The sequence below is a fragment of the Novosphingobium sp. NBM11 genome (genome assembly GCF_015390225.1).
In the GTDB taxonomy this organism is placed as follows: domain Bacteria; phylum Pseudomonadota; class Alphaproteobacteria; order Sphingomonadales; family Sphingomonadaceae; genus Novosphingobium.
The window spans coordinates 601719-622256 of sequence record NZ_VUOG01000001.1 but is presented as its reverse complement, the minus strand read 5'-3'; the positions used below and the strand labels follow the sequence as shown (position 1 = coordinate 622256).

At 65.5% G+C, this 20538-nt stretch carries 18 protein-coding genes and 1 tRNA gene; 8 read left to right on the top strand and 11 right to left on the bottom strand.

All coding sequences use genetic code 11. The features are described 5' to 3' along the window. Positions 1–573: 573 nt before the first annotated feature. Positions 574–2175: a recombinase family protein gene (locus F1640_RS02955; protein WP_194921097.1), complete on the top strand. Its 1602-nt coding sequence runs from the start codon at positions 574–576 to the stop codon at positions 2173–2175. Here the strand turns inward: F1640_RS02955 and F1640_RS02950 are convergent. Both F1640_RS02950 and recJ read right to left on the bottom strand, forming a co-directional pair. Continuing rightward, a tRNA-Glu gene (locus F1640_RS02950) sits at positions 2135–2209 on the bottom strand. The genes F1640_RS02955 and F1640_RS02950 overlap by 41 nt on opposite strands. Before the next feature lie 80 nt (positions 2210–2289). Beyond that, positions 2290–4065 carry a single-stranded-DNA-specific exonuclease RecJ gene (gene recJ, locus F1640_RS02945; protein ID WP_194917652.1) on the bottom strand — a complete coding sequence of 592 codons (1776 nt, stop codon included), beginning with the start codon at positions 4063–4065 and terminating at the stop codon, positions 2290–2292. A 200-nt stretch (positions 4066–4265) separates the two neighbouring features. Here recJ and F1640_RS02940 point away from each other — a divergent pair, with 200 nt between their 5' ends. The 3 genes from F1640_RS02940 (at position 4266) to F1640_RS02930 (ending at position 6830) form a co-directional block, all read left to right on the top strand. Further along, entirely contained in the window at positions 4266–5498 is a 1233-nt protein-coding gene (locus F1640_RS02940) for a hypothetical protein (RefSeq protein WP_255530182.1), read from the top strand. Positions 5499–5504: 6 nt separating this feature from the next. Then, complete coding sequence (locus F1640_RS02935; RefSeq protein WP_194917651.1) at positions 5505–5984, top strand: flavodoxin family protein; 480 nt, start codon at positions 5505–5507, stop codon at positions 5982–5984. A 108-nt stretch (positions 5985–6092) separates the two neighbouring features. Continuing rightward, positions 6093–6830 (top strand): hypothetical protein, encoded by a 738-nt coding sequence (locus tag F1640_RS02930; RefSeq protein ID WP_194917648.1) that lies wholly within the window; start codon positions 6093–6095, stop codon positions 6828–6830. 48 nt (positions 6831–6878) lie between these two features. On the opposite strand, the gene F1640_RS02925 is transcribed toward F1640_RS02930, so the two are convergent. From F1640_RS02925 to leuA, 3 genes are all read right to left on the bottom strand, one after another. Next, positions 6879–7859, bottom strand: coding sequence for a nitronate monooxygenase family protein (locus F1640_RS02925; protein WP_194917646.1), 981 nt, complete (start codon positions 7857–7859; stop codon positions 6879–6881). A 93-nt stretch (positions 7860–7952) separates the two neighbouring features. Then, positions 7953–9002, bottom strand: a complete 1050-nt coding sequence (locus tag F1640_RS02920; RefSeq protein WP_194917644.1) for an amidohydrolase — start codon at positions 9000–9002, stop codon at positions 7953–7955. 120 nt (positions 9003–9122) lie between these two features. Continuing rightward, positions 9123–10793: a 2-isopropylmalate synthase gene (leuA, locus tag F1640_RS02915; protein ID WP_194917643.1), complete on the bottom strand. Its 1671-nt coding sequence runs from the start codon at positions 10791–10793 to the stop codon at positions 9123–9125. A gap of 254 nt (positions 10794–11047) precedes the next feature. Here leuA and F1640_RS02910 point away from each other — a divergent pair, with 254 nt between their 5' ends. After that, a complete protein-coding gene (locus F1640_RS02910) occupies positions 11048–12181 on the top strand; it encodes an epoxide hydrolase family protein (protein ID WP_194917641.1) in 1134 nt (377 codons plus the stop codon). A gap of 18 nt (positions 12182–12199) precedes the next feature. On the opposite strand, the gene F1640_RS02905 is transcribed toward F1640_RS02910, so the two are convergent. From F1640_RS02905 to miaA, 5 genes are all read right to left on the bottom strand, one after another. Next, positions 12200–12589 carry an I78 family peptidase inhibitor gene (locus F1640_RS02905; RefSeq protein WP_194917639.1) on the bottom strand — a complete coding sequence of 130 codons (390 nt, stop codon included), beginning with the start codon at positions 12587–12589 and terminating at the stop codon, positions 12200–12202. A gap of 204 nt (positions 12590–12793) precedes the next feature. Beyond that, entirely contained in the window at positions 12794–13813 is a 1020-nt protein-coding gene (ilvC, locus tag F1640_RS02900; RefSeq protein ID WP_124809116.1) for a ketol-acid reductoisomerase, read from the bottom strand. 149 nt (positions 13814–13962) lie between these two features. Beyond that, the gene (ilvN, locus tag F1640_RS02895; RefSeq protein ID WP_194921094.1) at positions 13963–14478 is read right to left on the bottom strand and encodes an acetolactate synthase small subunit; all 516 of its coding nucleotides are present in this window, start codon (positions 14476–14478) and stop codon (positions 13963–13965) included. A gap of 43 nt (positions 14479–14521) precedes the next feature. Next, positions 14522–16270, bottom strand: a complete 1749-nt coding sequence (locus tag F1640_RS02890; RefSeq protein ID WP_194917637.1) for an acetolactate synthase 3 large subunit — start codon at positions 16268–16270, stop codon at positions 14522–14524. Between the two features lie 258 nt (positions 16271–16528). After that, a complete protein-coding gene (gene miaA / locus F1640_RS02885) occupies positions 16529–17479 on the bottom strand; it encodes a tRNA (adenosine(37)-N6)-dimethylallyltransferase MiaA (protein ID WP_255530181.1) in 951 nt (316 codons plus the stop codon). Between the two features lie 31 nt (positions 17480–17510). Here miaA and serB point away from each other — a divergent pair, with 31 nt between their 5' ends. Then, positions 17511–18395 carry a phosphoserine phosphatase SerB gene (gene serB / locus F1640_RS02880; protein ID WP_309229182.1) on the top strand — a complete coding sequence of 295 codons (885 nt, stop codon included), beginning with the start codon at positions 17511–17513 and terminating at the stop codon, positions 18393–18395. Here the strand turns inward: serB and F1640_RS02875 are convergent. Next, positions 18385–18975 carry a hypothetical protein gene (locus F1640_RS02875; RefSeq protein ID WP_194917633.1) on the bottom strand — a complete coding sequence of 197 codons (591 nt, stop codon included), beginning with the start codon at positions 18973–18975 and terminating at the stop codon, positions 18385–18387. The two genes, serB and F1640_RS02875, sit on opposite strands and share 11 nt — an antisense overlap. 111 nt (positions 18976–19086) lie before the next feature. Here F1640_RS02875 and F1640_RS02870 point away from each other — a divergent pair, with 111 nt between their 5' ends. Beyond that, a complete protein-coding gene (locus F1640_RS02870; protein WP_255504634.1) occupies positions 19087–19920 on the top strand; it encodes a ubiquinone biosynthesis protein COQ4 in 834 nt (277 codons plus the stop codon). A 20-nt stretch (positions 19921–19940) separates the two neighbouring features. Next, the gene (locus F1640_RS02865) at positions 19941–20522 is read left to right on the top strand and encodes a GNAT family N-acetyltransferase (protein ID WP_255530180.1); all 582 of its coding nucleotides are present in this window, start codon (positions 19941–19943) and stop codon (positions 20520–20522) included. The last annotated feature ends 16 nt before the right edge of the window (positions 20523–20538 follow it).

Genomic DNA, 20538 nt, shown 5'->3' with positions numbered 1-20538 from the left:
GATCTCCGAACACGAGGTACGGGACCGCCGCTGATGCCTCGGCCGCGCCACGAACGCTTGGTAGTGAGTCCAACCCGCCTTTGCACCCCAAGGCTCAGGCTACGGATCAGGAGCCTACTCAGTCTGCGTGTGAATTCTCAGCGGGCAAGTCTCCGCAGAACGATCCACGGGAACCTCGCATTGCGAGACGCGACAAATTCTCACGCCAGCTGATTGAGGATGCCAGTGCGATCTTCGCACGACGGATGGGCCGGCCAGTTTCTCAGGACGAAGCGAGGATTCTGCTAGGCGACCTGACCGACTATTATGAGCTCGCCATCGCCCGACGTCGGACCATTGTCGATCGACAACCGTCAAGACTCAAGACAGTGCGATGACGACCCGAATGCCCGATAACCCAGCCAGGCGCTTTGCCTACGCCGAATCGGCGGCTTGACGGTTCAGTGCTGTCGCGGAATAAATAGGGAACAGAACGGGACGGCGGCACAGCCACAATTCCCCAGCGATAGGCGCGTTTCGCGGTTGGAAGTGGGGAAGGATCGTGATTGAGAGCAGAGAAGGAAGTGTGGAACAATGGTGAAACCCAGAGCGAAGCTGAGACGGACGGTGGCACGTGCGTCGGTCCGCCACGCATTAAAGAAAGCGGTTCTCTACGCTCGCGTCTCGACGTCGGAGCAGGAGCGCGAGGGATTCTCGATTCCTGCCCAGCTCAAACTTCTCCGAGACTACGCAGCGATCCACGACATCGATATCGTAGCCGAACATGTCGATGTAGAAACTGCACGGAAGGCTGGCCGCACCGAATTTGAAGCGATGCTGGCTTATCTACGACGCCATCCGTCTGTCCGAATGATCCTGGTCGAAAAGACCGATCGGCTGTACCGCAACCTCAAGGACTGGGTGACGCTCGACGAATTGGATATCGAGATCCACCTCGCCAAGGAGGGCGTTGTCCTTTCCAACGAGTCCAGGTCTTCCGAGAAGTTCATGCACGGCATCAAGGTGTTGATGGCCAAGAACTATATTGACAATCTATCGGAGGAAGCGCGCAAGGGCATGACAGAAAAGGCCGCGCAGGGTTATTGGCCTACTCTCGCTCCACTCGGTTACCGCAACATTCGCAACGATGCGGGGCGGAAGGTAATCGAGGTCGATCCCGAGATCGCACCGATCATTGCGCGCCTGTTCGAGCTGTGCGGAACTGGTAATTTCTCGATCAACGAACTGGCAGCGAAGGCGCGCAATCTTGGTTTGAGGTATCGTCGAAGCGGCAAGCTCGTCAGCAGTACGAGTACGATTTTCTATATACTCAGAAATCGGCTCTACACCGGCTCCTATGAGTGGGACGGCAAGCTTTATCGAGGCCTGCACGACCCAATCATTTCGCTGGAGGCCTGGGAACTAGCTCAGGAGGTCATCGATGGCCGCAGCGCGTCCAACGTCCGCGCGAGTCCCAAAGATTTCGTCTACACCGGCTTGATGACCTGCGGCCATTGCGGCTGTGCGATAGTCGCGGAGATCAAGAAGCAGAAATACGTCTATTACCATTGCACCGGCTTTAAGGGAAAATGCCCTGAGCGTTACGTCCGGCAGGAGGCGCTTGACGTTCATTTCGAACAGATGCTTTCGCGGCTTCGCCTCGACGACGAAATTTTCGGTCTCGTACAGCGAGCGCTCCGCGAGAGCCATGGCGACGAGAGCCGCGAGCGTGATGAAGCCAAGGCGCGGCTGGCTGCCGAGGCAGACAAGCTCCAGGAGCGTCTTGACACCATCTACCTCGACAAGATCGATGGACGTATCACCAAGGAATTTCACGATCGCATCGCTACCACCTGGCGGGAGGAGAGAGCGCGGGCGATCCGAGGACTCGAGCACCTCAATAATGCGGACGAGGCCTATGTTGATGATGGCGTGGCGCTGCTCGATATCGTCAGGAACGCCCACAAAGGCTTTGCGGAGATGGCCCCGGAATACCGGCGTCGAGCTCTAAATTTGGTACTTTCGAACTGCACCTGGGCCAATGATCGGCTGACCGTAGAATTCAGGCAGCCCTTTGGAATGCTTGAAGAATTATCACGAGCCGCGTTCACTCTCGGCACGCCAAACCAACCCCAAAATGAGGGTTTTGACAGTTTGGTGACCCCTACGGGAATCGAACCCGTGTTTCAGCCGTGAAAGGGCCGCGTCCTGACCGCTAGACGAAGGGGCCACTGGGCTAGCGCCGCTGGGCAGGACCGCGCCTCTACGGGGGTGAGGGCGGTCCGTCAAGCGCCGATTTCATCATTTTCCTCAGTCGGCGAATGCCGCGTCCTCGACGTGCAATTCGGCGGCGGGGCGGCTGCCCCAGTCATCGATCCGGGCGCGTCCGGCGAGCCAGAGTTGACGGCCCCTGGTGCCGTGAAGCAGCGTCTGTCCCAGCTCGCTGGCGGCGGCGCGAAAAGCGATGGCCTTGAACGACCGGCCATCGGCCCCGCTTGCCATCATGCGGACGTGATCGGTGCCAACCAGGTCGCACTTGACCAGCCGCACCGGCCCCACGGCGATGCGCGGCCCCGGCCAGCCCACGCCATACGGCCCGCCGGCTTCGAGCGTGGTGACGAGATCGGGGGTCAGTCCGCCGGGGTTGAGCGACAGGTCCAGCAGCAGCGATTGCGTGGCGCGCGCCGAGGCGACATCGCGCGCCAGCCGTTCGTCCAGCCAGTCGGCCAGCCGGGGGAGGGTGGCGGGATCGACGGTGAGGCCGCAGGCCATGGCGTGCCCGCCGCCCGCCACCAGCAGCCCGTTCTCGCGCGCGGCGATGATCGCCGCACCCAGGTCCACCCCCGCGATCGAACGGCCCGATCCCTTGCCGTTGCCGGCTTCGTCGGCGTCGAGCGCGATGACCAGCGTGGGTTTGCCGGTCTTTTCCTTGATACGTCCGGCGACGATGCCGATCACGCCGGGGTGCCAGCCTTCGCCGGCCAGGACGTTGACCGCGCGGTTGTGCTGGCCATCGACCTGCATTTCGGCCGCTTCCTGCACCGCCTGTTCGATCGCGCGGCGTTCGTCGTTGAGCATGGACAGGCGCGTCGCGATGTCGCGCGCCTCTTCCGCGTCGCTGGTGGTGAGCAGGCGGACGCCGAGCGAGGAATCGCCGATGCGCCCCGCCGCGTTGATGCGCGGGCCGAGCGCGAAGCCGAGATCGCTGCAGGTGGGCGCGCGGTTGAGCCGGCTGGCGTCGATCAGCGCGGCAAGGCCGGTGTTCTCGCGCTTGGCCATGACCTTGAGGCCCTGCGCCACCAGCGCGCGGTTGAGCCCCTTCAACTGCGCCACATCGGCCACGGTGCCCAGGGCGACGAGATCGAGCAGGCCCATCAGGTCCGGCGCGGGGCGACCGTCGAAATAGCCGCGCGCGCGCAGCGTGCGGACCGTGGCGACGGCCAGCAGGAATGCGACGCCGACAGCAGCAAGGTGTCCGTGAAGGGCCGCCTCGTCGCTTTCGTCCAGCCGGTTGGGATTGACCAGTGCGGCGGTGATGGGAAGCTCTGGCGGGCACTTGTGGTGATCGACGACGATCACGTCCACGCCTTCGGCATGGGCGGCGGCCAGCGCTTCGTGCGCCATCGCCCCGCAATCGACCGTCACGATCAGCGAGGAGCCTTCGCGCGCGAGCCGGACCAGGGCCTCGCCCGAGGGGCCATAGCCTTCGAGCAGGCGGTCGGGGATATAGGCGCGCGCTTCCACGCCAAGGTCGCGCAGCAGGCGGATCAGCAGCGCGGCGCTGGTGGCGCCATCGACGTCGTAATCGCCATAAACGGTGATCGCCTCGCGCGCGGCCACGGCGGAGGCCAGCCGTTCCGCCGCGGCGTCCATGTCGCGGAACAGCGAGGGGTCGGGCATGAAATCGCGCAGCGTGGGGCGGCGGTGGCGTTCCAGATCCTCGCGCGCGACGCCGCGCGACAGGAGAAGCTGGTTGACGAGATCATCGGCCAGGCTGCCGTGCCAGCCGCCAAGGTCCATGTTGCCGCCGCGCCAGCGCCAGGCGAGGCCGGAGAAGGAATGGGTGACAGCGGAAATCGGGATCATGATCCGGATGCGCTAGCCTATTGCCAAAGGGCCGCAAAGCGGTTGACTGTAATCAATGGCGGACAATGCCTTGAGTCACATAATTCGGCGCAAAAGAACGCCATGATGGTCGCACAGGATCACACGCGGACTTCCGGAGCCTGCTTCCGGTTCCCGCGCTGCCACGAGGGATGACCACGGGGGATGACATGGGCAATCTGATGACGACGAAGCGGATGCTGGCCTGCGGCGGCCTGTTGCTGATCGCCGGTGGCGGCGTGCTGACCGCGCAGAACGCGGCCGCCCCGGTCGCGCGCTACGAGATGCGCGCCGGCACCATATCCGGCATGGCCGGAATGCGCGGCGGCGGCATGGGCGCCGCGCTGGGCATGGCCTTTGGCGGCGGGGGAGGCGGCGCGCAGCATGAGCTGTGGCTGGAACTCGGCTCCAGCCGCACCGCGCCCGATGGCAAGCCCAAGGCCGACCATTTCATGCCGGCCGGCGCGCGGCTGGGCAAATCGGTTGCGCTGAAGACGCCGGAGCGCACGCCGACCGCGCCGGGCGAGACGCATTTCGAGCGGCCCACCGGACGGATGCTGATCTTCTGGGGCTGCGGGGAACACGCGCCCAAGGGGCAGCCGGTCATTATCGATTTCGCCAAGATCGCGGCGGGGCAGATGCCGCCGGGCCTGTGGTCCAGTGCGGTGCCGCTCGATCGCTATGTCACGCCGGCCAACAGCCGGACCTATGGCCAGTGGCCGTCGGATGATGGCAAGTCGGCCCGGCCCGACAGCTCGCTGATCGGCGCGCATCGTATCGCCGGCAATTACGCGCCCGACATCAACTTCACGCTGACCAAGGACTTCATGGGCGCCTTGCAGGGATCGTCCGCCGCGCAGCCGGGCGGGGCCACGCTGCTGCGCTGGAACGCCTTGCCCGGTGCGACCGGCTATCATGCCTCTATCATCGGCGGGAAGCAGGGCGCGCGGGGTGGGAACCAGCCGGTGGATATCGTGTGGTGGTCGTCCAGCGCGACGCGCGAGTTCGGCGGCGGCCTGGCGGACTGGCTGGCGCCCTCCACCGTCGCGCGGCTGGTTGCCAACCGCACCGTGCTGTCGCCACAGACGACGACCTGCACCGTGCCGGCAGAGGTCAAGCAGGCCGCGCCCGACTATATGTTCGGCTCGATCTACGCTTATGGCCCGGAGGAGGATTTCGCCTATCCGCCGCGTCCCGCCGATCCCAAAATCGCGTGGAAGCCGGAATGGACCGCGCGCATTCGCCACCGTTCGATGACCGGCTTCCTCGTCGGCATGGAAGGCCTTGGCGCGGCGAACGGGGCGCAGCCGCAGCGCGAATGCCCAACCAAGCCGAAGAAGCGTGGCCTCGGCGGGCTGGGTGGGCTGATCGGTGGCGCGCTGGGCGCACCCACGGGCGGTCAGGACGGCTGCTGACTGCGGATGCTGGCGATCATCTGGCATAGCAGGACCGGCGCGGCGCGGGCGCTGGCGCACGCCGCGTATGGCGGCGCGTCGCGCGGCGGGCCGGTTCGTCTGATCGCCGCAGCCGACGCCGTGCCCGATATGCTGCTGGATGCCGGCGGCTATCTGTTCTGTTGCCCGGAAAATCTGGGGGCGATGACCGGCGCGATGAAGGAGTTTTTCGATTGCGCCTATTACCCGTTGCTGGGCCGGATCGAGGGGCGGCCCTATGCCACGATCATCGCCGCCGGATCGGACGGGGAAGGCGCGCGGCGGCAGATCGACCGGATCGCCACCGGCTGGCGGCTGCGCCGCGTGGCCGATCCCCTTGTGGCGCTGCTGGAAGCGCAGACGCCCGAACGCATTCTGGCCCCCAAGACCGTGCCGCACCAGCACCTCGCAGCGGCGGAGGCGCTTGGCGAGGCGTTGTCGCGCGGGCTGGGGATGGGGATATTCTGAAGCCCGCCAAGGCCGAATTGCTGTTCAACTCGGTCCAAGTCGATATGGACGCGGGCCAGCGCGATGATACGCTAAGTCGCTGCATTGGTTACCGGAGATCAGGTATTGATGGACGAGTGGACGAAGGGGCGAACCCGGCTTGCGGCGCTGCTGTTCGAGCCGGGAATGCAGCCGGATGCCAGCCAGATCGCGGACATTTCGGCGCTAAGCGGACGGTTTTCGATTTCCAACTGGTCCGATGAACAGCCCGGCACCGTGGAATTGCTGCACGGAGGATTGACGTTCGATCTTGGCCATTTGCAGCCGGCCGCGCCGCTTCACCTCGATGACCTGGTCCACCGGGTGGACATGCCGCACGACCTTGATGTGGATGCGCTCTGCGCCATCGATGTGTTTCCGGCGCCGCACCTGGCGGGTGGAGCCACGATGTTGCCCGTGCTGCGGGGTCTGGCGGACTTGCTGATCAGCCTGACGGCCCTGCCGGGATTGCGGGCCGTGGCGTGGTGCCCGGCGCGCAACGTGATGTCGCCGGCGTGGTTCCGGGAGGCGTGTGGCGCGTGGCTGGCGGGGGGACCGTTCCCGGCTCTGGCGTTGACGGCGCTCTATGCCGGGGACGATGGCGGTCTTGCCAGCGAGGGTATGGCGTTCCTGACCGGGCAGGAATTCGCGCTGCGGTCGCGGCCCGGCGCTTCGTGGGATGACGATGCACGCGTGGCGGTGCGATTCACGGACTGGCTGGTCGCGCATGGCCGCGTGGATGCGCCGTGCGACGCATTGCTGCCCAGCGGTGGCGGCGCCGTGCGCATCGAGCCGGACGGCGACCGGCTTGTGGTGCGGAGCCGCTGACACGCCCCGGCACCGGGCTTTCCGCCCGGCCGATGCGCTACCGGAAAATCAGGGCAGGAACGGCGCGGTATTCGCCGCCAGCGCGCTGGCCGCCGCCTTGTATTGCTGTTCCAGCCTGGCGACGCGCTCGGCCACGGATTCGACGGCCTTGACCGCGCCGATGCCCTGGCCCGAACCCCATATATCCTTCCATGCCTTGGCGTCGGTGTTCCCGCCCGAACCGAAGTTCATCTTCGATGGATCGCTGACAGGCAGGTTGTCGGGATCGAGGCCAGCGTTCTGGATCGAGCTGCGCAGATAGTTGCCGTGAACGCCGGTGAAGAGGTTGGAATAGACGATGTCGCTGGCCGAACTGTCGACGATGGCCTGCTTGTAGGCATCGATCGCGCGTGCTTCGTGCGTGGCGATCCACGCGGAGCCGATATAGGCGAAGTCGGCGCCCAGCGCCTGCGCGGCCAGCACCGAATTGCCGTGGGCGATGGCGCCCGACAGCGCGATCAGCCCGTCGAACCAGCTGCGGATTTCCCGCACCAGCGCAAAGGGGGACTGCGCGCCGGCATGGCCGCCCGCGCCGGCCGCCACCGGGATCAGCCCGTCCGCGCCTTTTTCGATCGCCTTGCGCGCGAACATGTCGTTGATGACGTCATGCAGCACGATGCCGCCCCAGCGGTGCGCCGCCTGATAGACGTCCTCGCGCGCGCCGAGCGAGGTGATGAGCATCGGCACCTGCCACTTCTCACACAACGCCATGTCTTCATCGAGGCGGTTGTTGGTGCGGTGGACGATCTGATTCACCGCGAACGGAGCGGCCGGCCGATCCGGATGCGCGCGGTTGTGCGCGGCCAGTTCCTCGGTGATCTGGTGCAGCCATTCGTCAAGCTGGCTGATCGGCCGGGCGTTGAGCGAGGGGAAGCTGCCGACGACGCCCGCCTTGCACTGGGCGATCACCAGCTCCGGCCCGGAAATGATGAACAGCGGCGAAGCGATGACGGGGAGGCGCAGGTTCTGGAACAGGGCGGGCAACGGCATGGATCGGCTCTCTCGCAATTCGTTTAATCGATCGATTAACGGCTGCATATGCAGTCGCGCGCGTCAAGTCAAAGGTTCGCGCGGGCGTGGCGTTCAGCCGGTCGGCAGGACGTCTTCGATCCCGTAAACCCGCGCGGCGGTTCCGGCAAAGAGCGCGCGCTTTTCCGCCGCCGAAGCACCGGCGGACAGGCGCTTGAACGCGTTCCAGAGGGTCACGTAGTCAGCGCCCCATTTGTCGACCGGGAAGTTGCTTTCGAACATGGCGCGGTGCGGCCCGAACGCATCGATGCAGGTTTCGATATAGGGCCGCCACATCGCGGCGAGCGCGATCGAAGAGAAGCCCTTGGCCGGCCCTTCCTCGGGCATCCCGCAGAAGGCCATGGCAAGGCCGCCGAGCTTGATCGACACGTTCGGGCATTCGGCCAGCGTGCGGATGGCCGACCGCCAGGTATCGAACCGGTCCGGCAGCTTGCCGCGATAGCTGGCAATGTTGAGCGGCGTGCCGCAGTGATCGAGCACGATGGTGGTATCGGGAAAGGCGCGCGCCAGATCGATCACGTCCTGCAATTGCGGTTCCAGCACCCAGGCATCGAACGTCAGCCCCATCGGGGCGAGGTGGCGGAAACCGGCGCGGAAGGCATCGCTGGCGAGCAGGCCGGGCGGGGCGTGGAACGGCGGCCCGAGCACCTCGGGGTCGGCATCCCACGCCCCCTGGTGGCGGATGCCGCGAAAGCGGCCGTTGCCGGCTGCCGCAAGCGCTTCGAGCACGGGTTGCGCCGCATCGCCCAGCGTCAGGTCGGCGTGGCCGATGATCGCGGCGCAGGCGCGCAGATCGCCATAAATGCCACTGGCACTTTGCGCGGCGACGCCGTTCACGAATTCCACTTCGCCCACGGGGCGCAAGTCTGCGCGGGCGTCGGCGCGATAGAACGCGCCGCATTCCATATAGACGGTGCCTACCACGCGATGCCCGCTCTGCGCATCGGCGCGCAGATGATCGAACACGTAGAGCGGGGAAAGCGCCGCCGCCTGGATGAACGGGTGATGCGGTTCCGGAAAGGCGGCCAGAAGCGGCGACAGATCCCACAGGTGATGGTGCGGGTCGATGATCGGAAGATCAGGTTCCAGAATCGCTTCAGGCATGTCGGCTCCCAAATGCACGGCCTCTTGCGGGCCTGCACCGAACTATGGAGCAGGCCACACAAGAAGCAAGAGCGGCAAGGGGGGATGTCGTCGGAATTTTAACCGATCGGTGAAACGCGGTCAGCGCGCGGTGTTGGCCGCGCTGAGAATGGCGCGGACGCTGGCCGTCGCCACGTCCTCGTCGATGCCCACACCCCAGATCACGCGCCCGTCGGGCAGCGCGCATTCCACATAGGCCGCTGCGCGCGCATTGGTGCCGCTGCCCATGGCGTGTTCGGAATAATCGCGAATCTCGATGTCCACGCCGAACCCCTCGCGCAGCGTCGCCACCACCGAGGAAATGAGGCCGTTGCCGCGCCCGCTGACGGTCTGGATCTGGCCGTCGATCTCGATCTTGCCGGCGAACACGCGGGTGCCATCAGGCGCGCGCGATTCCTCATAGTCGACAAGCTGGAAGTGCTGCGGGGATTCAAGGCGATAGACCTTGCGGAACACGTCCCAGATGTCGCCCGCCTGCAGTTCGCGGCCAACCTCGTCCGCCAGTTCCTGCACGTGCCGGCTGAAGTGCGCCTGCATCTTCTTGGGCAGCTTGAGGCCCTGGTCCTGTTCCAGCACCCAGGCGAAGCCGCCCTTGCCGGATTGCGAGTTGACGCGGATCACCGCTTCGTAGCTGCGGCCGAGATCGGCGGGGTCGATCGGCAGGTAAGGCACGGCCCAGAGTTGGTCGTTGCGTGCTTCCTGCGCGGCAAAGCCTTTCTTGATCGCATCCTGGTGCGATCCGGAAAAGGCCGTGAACACCAGTTCGCCGCCATAGGGATGGCGGGCCGGCACGGGCAGTTGATTGCAATATTCGACCGTCTGGATCACCTGGTCGATGTCCGAGAAATCCAGTTCCGGATCAACGCCCTGCGTGTACAAGTTGAGAGCGACGGTGACGAGGCAGCAGTTGCCGGTGCGCTCGCCATTGCCGAACAGGCAACCTTCCACGCGGTCTGCGCCGGCCATCAGGCCCAGTTCGGCGGCGGCGACACCGGTGCCGCGATCGTTGTGGGTGTGCAGCGAGATCACCGCGCTTTCGCGGTTCGGCAGGTTGCGGCAGAAATATTCGATCTGGTCGGCGTAGATGTTCGGCGTTGCCGCTTCCACCGTCGCCGGCAGGTTGAGTATGATCGGTTTTTCGGGCGTCGGCTTCAGCACGTCCATCACCGCTTCGCAGCAGGCGATGCTGAAATCGAGTTCGGCGGTGGAGAAGGTTTCCGGGCTGTATTCGAAATGCCAGTCGGTCTGCGGAAAGCGCGCGGCCTGATCGCGCAGGTTCTTGGCCCCGGCGATGGCAATATCCTTGATCTGCGCCGGTTCCATGCCGAACACCACGGTGCGCCACAACGGCGATACCGCGTTATAGACATGGACGATCGCCTGCTTGGCCCCGGCCAGGCTTTCGAACGAGGTCTTGATCAGGTCGTCGCGCGATTGGGTCAGTACCTGGACGAACACGTCATCGGGAATGTGGCCGCCGTCGACCAGACCGCGGATGAAATCGTACTCGGTCGCGCCGGCGCTGGGGAAGCCGACTTCGATTTCCTTGAGGCCCACCTTCACCAGCAGATCGAAGAAGCGCTGCTTCTTGTCGGCATCCATCGGATCGATCAGCGACTGGTTGCCATCGCGCATGTCGGTGGAAAGCCAGCGCGGCGCCTTGGTGATAGTGCGGCTGGGCCACTGGCGGTTGGGCAGGTCGATCTGCGGAAACGGGCGGTACTTGACCGAAGGGTCTTTCAACATGGTCATCTCGGGAAAACTCGGAGCTTGCAGGCCGCTGTGGCCCTGTAATGTGACGTGCGATTTGTGTCCCCTGGGCGCCGCGCACGCCGTGGGACCGACGCGTCAGCTCACGCCCAAGGGCGAATAAGTCGAAGGGTAAGGTCCAGCCGAGCGATCATGGCACAAGCCTATGGTCAATTCGCAAGCGCTTGTCCAGAATGAATGCCGCACGAAAGACGGGTGCGGGCTGCACCTGCGATCAGGAGAGGATACCCGCGCACATGCAGATCGAACCGTTCACGCTCCACGTTCCGCAGACGCAGATCGACGACCTTCACCGGCGGATCGACATGACGCGCTGGGCCGAACGGGAAACGGTGGACGACTGGTCGCAGGGCACGCCGCTGGCGGCGTTGCGCGAACTGGTCCGCTACTGGCGCGAAGAGTACGACTGGCGCCGGTGCGAGGCGTGGCTGAACGCGACCGGCCAGTTCACCGCCCGGATCGACGGACTGTCGATCCACTTCCTGCACGTCCGTTCGCGTCACGAAAACGCCACGCCGCTGGTGCTGACGCACGGCTGGCCGGGCTCGATCCTGGAGTTCCGCAACTGCATTGCGGCGCTGACCGATCCTGAAGCGCACGGCGGCACGGCGGAGGATGCGTTCCATGTCGTCATTCCCGCGCTGCCGGGCTTCGGTTTTTCGGGCAAGCCGACGCAGGCTGGCTGGGGCGTCGAAAAGATCGGGCGGGCCTGGGGCGAACTGATGCGCGGGCTGGGTTATGCGCGCTGGTTCGCGCAAGGGGGTGACTGGGGATCGGCGGTGACGACCGCGATCGCGCTGCAGAAGGTCGAGGGATGCGCCGGTATCCACCTCAACATGCCGATCGCCCGGCCGCAGCCCGAGGACCTGACAACGCCTTCGCCCGCCGAAGTCCGCGCGCTGACCGCGCTCCAGCACTATCAGGACTGGGATTCGGGCTATTCGAAGCAGCAGCAGACCCGCCCGCAGACGGTGGGATACGGACTGGTGGATTCGCCCGTGGGGCTGGCTGGCTGGATCTACGAGAAGATGTGGGCGTGGACGGACAATGCCGGACGGGCCGAAGACGCGCTCGATCGCGACGCCATTCTGGACAATATCATGCTGTACTGGTTGCCGGCGGCCGGTGCTTCCTCCGCCCGTCTGTACTGGGAAAGTTTTGGCAGTTTCGCGGCAAAGGATATCGATCTGCCCGTAGCGGTCAGCGCGTTTCCCAAGGAGATTTTGCCCACGCCGCGCAAGTGGGCGGAACGGCACTATCGCAAACTCGTCCACTGGGGAGACATGGAGAAGGGCGGGCACTTCGCGGCATGGGAGCAGCCCGAAGCGTTCGTACGCGAACTGCGGATCGCATTCGGCAAGATGCGCTGAACGGACAGACCGCGCGGTTCAGCCGCAGCGCGCGGAGACCACCAAGCCGTTCTCGTTGACCATCACGTTCAGGCGCTCGGGCGCGAAATCCTCGGTCACGACGTTACCCGGGTGAACCCAGCGGATCACTTCGTGGTTGACCGCCTTGCGCACCGCCAGGTGGAGATCGAGCGTTTCGCGCTTGCCGAGAACACCCTGCACCTTTTCCGCGCCACAGCTGGCCGCGGGCAGTGGGTCGACAAGTTCCGCCGTTTCGCTGCCCGCGCTTGAGGGAGCGTCTTCGAAAGCGCCGACGGCTTCATAAGCCTTCGCGCCCGATTCCTCGGCTTGTTGCGACGGCTTGGAATCGCACCCGCCAAGAGCGCTGCACAGGACCAGCCCGCCCGAAACGGCCAGTGCGCGAACCATGGATAGTTATCCTTCGTGATGTCTCCAGAATGGAGATAATCAGACAGAAGTTACTGGTCCATTGCCATTCGTCGAATGGAGGAGATGTTTGTGGAATAAAAACGGTGCGGACCGTGCCCGCACCCTTGGGATACGTGCATTGGCAGCACACCGAAGCCCGGAAGGGCCGGGGCGCGCCAGCGGCGGCGCCCCGGTGCCTCGCCATCAGTTCTTGGTCTGATCGACCAGCTTGTTGGCGCCGATCCAGGGCATCATCGCGCGCAGCTTGGCGCCGGTTTCCTCGATCGGGTGACGCTTGGCGGCGATGCGCGAAGCCTTCAGTTCGGGCTGGCCGGCGCGGTTGTCGAGCACGAAGTCCTTGACGAAGCGGCCCGACTGGATGTCGGCCAGAACGCGCTTCATTTCCTTCTTGGTTTCATCGGTGATGATGCGCGGGCCGGTCTTGATATCGCCGTATTCGGCGGTGTTCGAGATCGAGTAGCGCATGTTGGCGATGCCGCCTTCGTACATCAGGTCGACGATCAGCTTCAGTTCGTGCAGGCATTCGAAGTACGCCATTTCCGGCGCGTAGCCGGCTTCCACCAGCGTTTCGAACCCGGCCTGGACCAGCGCGGTGGCGCCGCCGCAGAGCACGGCCTGCTCACCGAACAGGTCGGTTTCGCATTCCTCGCGGAAGTTGGTTTCGATGATGCCCGAACGGCCGCCGCCAACGCCCGAGGCATAGGCGAGGGCGATATCGTGCGCGTTGCCGGTGGTGTCCTGATGCACGGCGACAAGGCAGGGCACGCCGCCGCCCTTCACGTATTCGCCGCGCACGGTGTGGCCCGGGCCCTTGGGCGCGATCATGATCACGTCGATGTCGGCGCGCGGTTCGATCAGGCCGAAGTGGATGTTGAGGCCGTGCGCGAAGGCGAGCGCTGCACCGGGCTTCAGGTTGGCGTGCAGGTCGGCGGCGTAGATCGCGGCCTGGTGTTCGTCCGGTGCCAGGATCATGAGCACGTCGGCCCAGGCGGCGGCATCGGCGTTCGCCAGCACCTTGAAGCCGGCGGCTTCGGCCTTCTTGGCGCTGGCCGATCCGGGGCGCAGCGCGATGGCCACTTCCTTCACACCCGAATCGCGCAGGTTCTGCGCGTGGGCGTGGCCCTGGCTGCCATAGCCCAGGATGGCGATCTTCTTGCCCGTGATCAGGTTCAGGTCGGTATCGGCGTCGTAATAAACCTTCATTGTGCTTTCCCTCGTCCAGTTCGCCATGCTGAAGCGGGTTCAGCATCCATCGGGGCCGTTCAGCGCCGCCCTATCGGGAAAAATGGACCCCGAAACAAGCCGGGGTGACGTAGTTCTTCAGAATGTCCGTTGCAGGATCGGTTTGACGTTCAGGCGGCGTTCGCGCCCCGGATCATGCCGACGATCCCGGTGCGGCCGACCTCGACCAGCCCCAGTTCGCGCATCAGGCCCACGAACGTGTTGATCTTGTCCGGCGTGCCGGTCAGTTCGAACACGAAGCTGTGCGTGGTGGTGTCCACCACCTTGGCGCGGAACACGTCGGCCAGCCGCAGCGTTTCCACGCGCGCGTCACCGGTGCCGGCCACCTTGATCAGCGCCAGTTCGCGTTCGACGTAAGGCCCCACCTCGGTCAGGTCGGTCACCTTGTGAACCGGCACCAGCCGTTCCAGCTGGGCGTGGATCTGGTCGATGATTTCGGGCGGGCCGTGCGTCACGATGGTGATACGGCTCACGTCGTGCTCGTCGGTGATGTCCGCCACCGTCAGGCTGTCGATGTTATAGCCGCGTGCGGTGAACAGGCCGGCGATCTTGGCAAGAATGCCGGCTTCGTTGTCGACCATGACGGTCAGGACGTGGCGTTCGGACGCCTGTTCCTTGATCTTCATCACTGTAAGGTTTTCCTCTGGGCGCAATCGTCGGTCCGCGCCGTCAGACCAGCGCCTTGGCTTCATCGTCCATCGTGCCGCTCACCGCATCGCCGTAAAGCAGCATCTCGGTATGCGCGGCGCCGCTCGGGATCATCGGGAAGCAGTTCGCCTCCTTGGCAACGAGGCAATCGACGATGACCGGGCCGGGATGGTCGATCATCGCCTGGATGCCGGCGTCGAGCTGGCTTTCGTCCTCGATGCGGATGCCCTTCCAGCCATAGGCTTCGGCCAGCTTCACGAAATCGGGAAGGCTGTCGGAGTACGAGTTGGAATAGCGGCTTTCATAGGTCAGTTCCTGCCACTGGCGGACCATGCCCATCCATTCGTTGTTGAGCACGAAGACCTTGACCGGCAGGCGGTATTGCGTGGCGGTGCCCAGTTCCTGGATGTTCATCTGGATCGAGGCATCGCCCGCCACGTCGATCACCAGCGCATCGGGGAAGCCCACTTGCGCGCCGATCGCGGCCGGCAGGCCATAGCCCATCGTGCCGAGCCCGCCCGAGGTCAGCCACTTGTTCGGCTTCATGAAGTGGAAGTACTGCGCCGCCCACATCTGGTGCTGGCCCACTTCGGTGGCGATGATCGGATCGCGATCGCGGGTCAGCGCATAGAGGCGCTCGATCGCGAACTGCGGCATGATATCCTTGCTGCGCTTCGGATAGGACAGGCTCTTGCGCGCGCGCCAGCCGTCGATGCGGGCGTACCATTCCTGAAGGTCCGCCTTCTGGTGGCCGCCAGCCTTCCAGGCCTCGATCAGCTGTGCCAGCACCTTGCCGCAATCGCCGATGACCGGCAGGTCCACGCGCACCGTCTTGTTGATCGAGGCGCGGTCGATGTCGATGTGGATCTTCTTGCTGTTGGGCGCGAAGGCATCGAGGCGCCCGGTGACGCGATCATCGAAGCGCGCGCCGACCGCGACGATCAGGTCGGCCCGGTTCATCGCCAGATTGGCCTCGTACGTGCCGTGCATGCCCAGCATGCCCAGCCACGCCGGATGATCGGCCGGAAACGCGCCCAGGCCCATCAGCGTGGAGGTGACGGGCGCGCCGGTCAGCGCCTGAAGCTCGCGCAGCAGGCGCGTGGCTTCGGGACCGGAATTGATCACGCCGCCGCCGGTGTAGAAGATCGGCGCTTCCGCGGCCGCGATCATCGCGATCGCCTCGGCGATGTCCTGCCGGTTGCCTTCGGTTTGCGGGGCATAGCGGTTGCGCTGCTGCGGCGCGACCTCGGTCCACGTGGCCGAGGCGACCTGCACGTCCTTGGGAATGTCGATCACGACCGGGCCGGGGCGGCCTTCGGTGGCGATGCGGAACGCTTCGTCGATCGTCGCTGCGAGCTGCGAAGGGTCCTTCACCAGATAGTTGTGCTTGGTGCAGTGCCGGGTGATGCCGATGGTGTCGGCTTCCTGGAAGGCATCCGAGCCGATCAGCGCGGTGGCGACCTGGCCGGTGATGACGACCAGCGGAATCGAATCCATGAACGCGTCGGCGATGCCGGTGACCGCGTTGGTCGCACCGGGGCCGGACGTCACCAGCACCACGCCGGGCTTGCCGGTGGCGCGGGCATAGCCTTCGGCCGCATGGGCGGCGCCGGCTTCGTGCCGGACGAGGATGTGGCGGATGCGTTCATCGCCGAACAGCGCGTCATAGATCGGGAGCACCGCACCGCCGGGATAGCCGAACACGAATTCGACGCCCTTGGCAACCAGGCTTTCGACCAGGATTTCTGCGCCGCTGCGCTCGGTTTTCACGGTACTTCGTCCCTTGTTGGGCGATCTGGTTTCCAGCCTCGCCTGTCTTGCAACTCTGCGAACAATCCAACGTATCGTTTTTCCATCCCCGGAAGAGGACGGCACTTGCTCCGACCGGGGCCGGAAATACACTGTCGGCCGAAAAATTATGGCCCGGCGCAGAGCTGGCTGCGCCGGGCCGTCTCTCCCTTCCGGGCACCCGACGCAAGTCGGGCAGTTGACGGCCTGCTACTTGATATAAAATGCCATGTCAAGCAGCTATGTTTGAAATAATCCTGCTATATCTTCTCTGTCAAGGTAATTTTCGTTCGCAAGGCGCGGCCATTCCGCCGGATTCTGGTGTTTCAGCCAGGTGAACTGCCGTTTGACGTAGTTTCGCGTGGCTTGTTGTCCGGCGACGATGGCCGACTCGGCATCGCTTTCACCGCGCAGAAATGCCGCGATCTCCGGCACGCCGATGGCGCGCATCACGGGCAGGGCCGGGTCCAGCCCGCGCGCGAGCAGGGTCTGCACTTCCTCGACCGCGCCGCTTTGCCACATCCGGCGGAAGCGCAGGTCACACCGGTGATAGAGCCACTGCCGATCTGGCAGCAGGATCACCGGGGCCAAGGTGACCGTGCCGCCGATCCCGCCGCTGCGTTCGGCCTGCCACGCGGCCAGCGGGCGGCCGGTCGATCGTACCACTTCCAGCGCGCGGGCGACCCGCGTGGTATCGGCCGGGGCCAGCCGGGCCGCGCGTTCGGGGTCTTCGGCGCGCAGCGCTTCCCACGCTTGAGCGACCGGCATCGCGCGCACCGACGCGCGGATGGCGGGATCGATCGGTGGCACGGGCGCGATCCCATCGAGCAGGGTGCGGATGTAAAGCCCGGTCCCGCCGACCAGGATCGGCAGGGCGTCGTCGGCATGGGCCTGCGCGATTTCCGCGCGTGCCGCGTCGGCCCAGTCAGTGGCGGAGCAGGCCACCGCGCCGTCCCACGCGCCGAACAGGCGGTGGGGTATGCCCTGCATCTCCTGCTCGGTTGGCCGCGCGCTCAGCACGGCGAGATCGCGATAGACCTGCGCGCTATCGGCATTGATGACCACGGCCTTGCGCCCCTGTGCGCGTTCGTGCAGCGCCAGCTTTATCGCCAGATCGCTCTTGCCGCTGGCCGTCGGCCCTGCAATGAGCGCCAGCCGTGGCTTGACCGGCGAGCCTGTGCCGCCGTCCATGCCGGTATCGTGGAATGAAAGGGAATTATCGGTGCTCATCGCCCGCCTGATAGCAGAGCCTGAGACGCTTGGTGACAATCTTGCGCGCGCGATGGAAGCGATCGAGGAACGCGGCTGGGAAGTGGCCGGCGCGGGAATGCTTGACGGGTGCGAGGAGGTGCTCGAACTCGAAGTGCTGGAGGGCGATCCGGCCGAGGTCCGCCGCATTCTCGACGCGCACTTTCCGGACAGCGACCTGCTGCTGTCGCTCCACCCGATCGCGGCGCCGCGCCTGTTCGTTTCGGATATGGATTCGACGATGATTCAGGCCGAATGCATCGACGAACTGGCCGATTTCGCGGGGATCAAGGAGCAGATCGCCGCGATCACCGAACGCGCGATGCAGGGCGAACTGGATTTCGAGGCCGCCTTGCGTGAGCGCGTGGGCTTGCTGCGTGATCTGCCCGAAGCCGCGATCCACCAGTGCCTTGCCGAACGGATCGCGCCGATGCCGGGCGCGCGCACGCTGGTATCCACGCTCAAGGCGCGGGGATGCCACACCGTGCTGGTGACGGGCGGCTTTCACAGCTTCGCCGATCCCGTGGCCGAACAACTTGGGTTCGAGCGCGTCGTGGCGAACAGGCTGGAAATCCGCGATGGCGCGCTGACCGGCGGGCTTGTCGGCGGGATTACCGACAGCGGCGTGAAGAAAGCCGTGCTGCTGGAGGAAACCGCGCGGCTGGGCGAGGGGGCTACCAGCCTCGCGACCGGGGACGGTGCCAACGACATCCCGATGATCGAGGCGGCGCATTGGGGCCTTGCCTATCGCGCCAAGCCCAAGGCGCGCGCGGCGGCCGATGGCTGGATTGATCGCGGCGATCTCACCGCGATCCTGCTGCTGTTCGGCATCCCGCGCGAGGAATGGGTCAACGACTGAGGGCAGCGGGGCGGCGGGTCTTGACCCGCGCCGCGATCCGCAGGCCCAGCGCGGCGATGGCGATGCCTCCGCCGATCAGCCCGGTCATCCGCGTTTCCGGCCGGGCGATGCGCCCGACGTAGGAAAAGGCGAAGATGAACCACAACCAGTGGATGCCGAACGTGTGCAGCCGCTTCCACCACCTGCCCAGGCGGCGCATCGCGGCGTCGGTGGAGGTCAGCGTCATGGCGATGAGGAGCAGGTAGGCCAGACCTCCGCCCAGCAGGGTCGGCAAGGGCCGTTGCGTGCCCGACAGGCGCAGGAACGTGATCAGCGCCGCCAGGTGGATCATGTGGCAGGCGGCGAAGCCAAGGCCCCAGTAACGCCGTTCGCGCAGCAGCGCCCGCGTTTCCGGGCCGGGCCACAGCCGTGCCAGTGAGGATGCGCTGTAGGTCAGGATCAGCAGCGGAAAGCCGGCGCGTGCGGTCCAGCGCGCGGCAAGCTGCCAGCCTTCCGTGGTGGAGCGCCCGGCCAGCAGGCCTGCCGCGAGCGCCACGAGCCCCAGCGATATGCCAAGCAGCACCTGCCAGCGTTGCTTCATCGATCCCTCCCGGTATTTTGTCGGAATTTAGGTAGTCGATTTGAAACCTATTTGCCATAGCGAGGCAAGATTGCTAAATGACAGTGGTGTAAGTAACTCGCAGGTGCATGAATGGCTACGCTCGCTACCGCCTCGATGACCGATACCGCGACGCGCGGGACCAACGATCTTCCGTTCATGCTGCCCGGCCGCCCGAAAATGCGATACGATTTCGCGAAGGCGTGGCGTCATTTCCGGGAACTGGTGAAGGACAAGGAGAACACCGCCGAAGTGTTCCCCATCTTCGAGGCGCTGCCCTGGCGCGGGGTCTACGATGCCGCGCGCGCGTTCCTGTCCACGGAGCGCGGTCAGCGTATCCGGGCGAGCGAGCCGTCGCTGGTCACGATTCTCGACGATCATGAAGCGCTGCGCAGGCTGCCGGCGGGGTCTGTCGGGCAGGTCTATTGCGACTTCATGGAGCGCGAGGGGCTGTCGGCGCAGGGGCTGGTCGACGAACTGGAAAAGTACCGCCCGGCCAATTCGCGGTTCGACGATCAGGTCGATTGGTACATGCGCCGCCTGCGCGATACGCACGATCTGATGCACGTGCTGTCCGGCTATGGGCGCGATGCGCTGGGCGAACAGTGCGTGCTGGCGTTCACCTACGGTCAGCAGCCGGCCCTGGCGCACCTGTTCCTCGGCTATGCCGGAGCCATGGAGATTTCGCGGCGCGGCCGGGTCAAGGTGCCTATCTTCCGCGCGGTGCGCGAAGGGCACAAGATGGGCAAGGCGTGTTCACGGCTGGCCGAAATGCCGATCCGCGATGTCCTGGCGATGCCGCTGGACGAAGCCCGCCGGATGCTCGGCATTCGCGCGGCGCGCTACTATCCCGAAGCGCATGCCAAGTGGCGCGCGGCCGGAATCGATCCCTACGATCTGCTGGCGGCGGCCCAGCAGGCGGCCTGATCGCGGTCCAGCCCCAGACCATGTTCCACGAAGCGGGACTTGCGGAACGCGATCCCGTCGCCGCGATGCTGGCCCGCGCCTTCGCGGTCGATCCGGCGATGGCGTTCATCTTTCCCGACGCCGCCGTCCGTGCGCGCCGGATGCCGCGCCTGTTTCGGCTGCTCTATGCCAGTGACGCCCGGGCGGGAACGGTCTTCGCGGCGGAAGGCACGCGCGCGGCGACGCTGTGGCGCGGGCCGGGGCGATCGAAAGTGCCGCTGATGGAAACGGTTGCCGGCGGCCCTGCTTTCCTGGCTGCGCTCGGCCCGGCGGTGGTGCGCGCGATCCGGGTGTCGCACGCGATCGAAAGCCACATGCCGCGCGGACGGTTCTGGTATCTGCACATCGCCGGTTGCGATCCGGCGGCGCAGGGCAAGGGGCTGGGCGGCGGCGCAATCCGCGCGGGTCTGGAACGCGTCGGGCGGACGGAAGACTGCTATCTCGAAACCGCGACCGAAGGGAACATCGGCATCTACAACCGGCTGGGCTTCCAGGTCATCGACACGTGGACGGTGTCGGGCGGTGGCCCCCGGTTCTGGTCGATGCTGCGGCCGGCGGGCTGATCGTTCAAGACCGGCC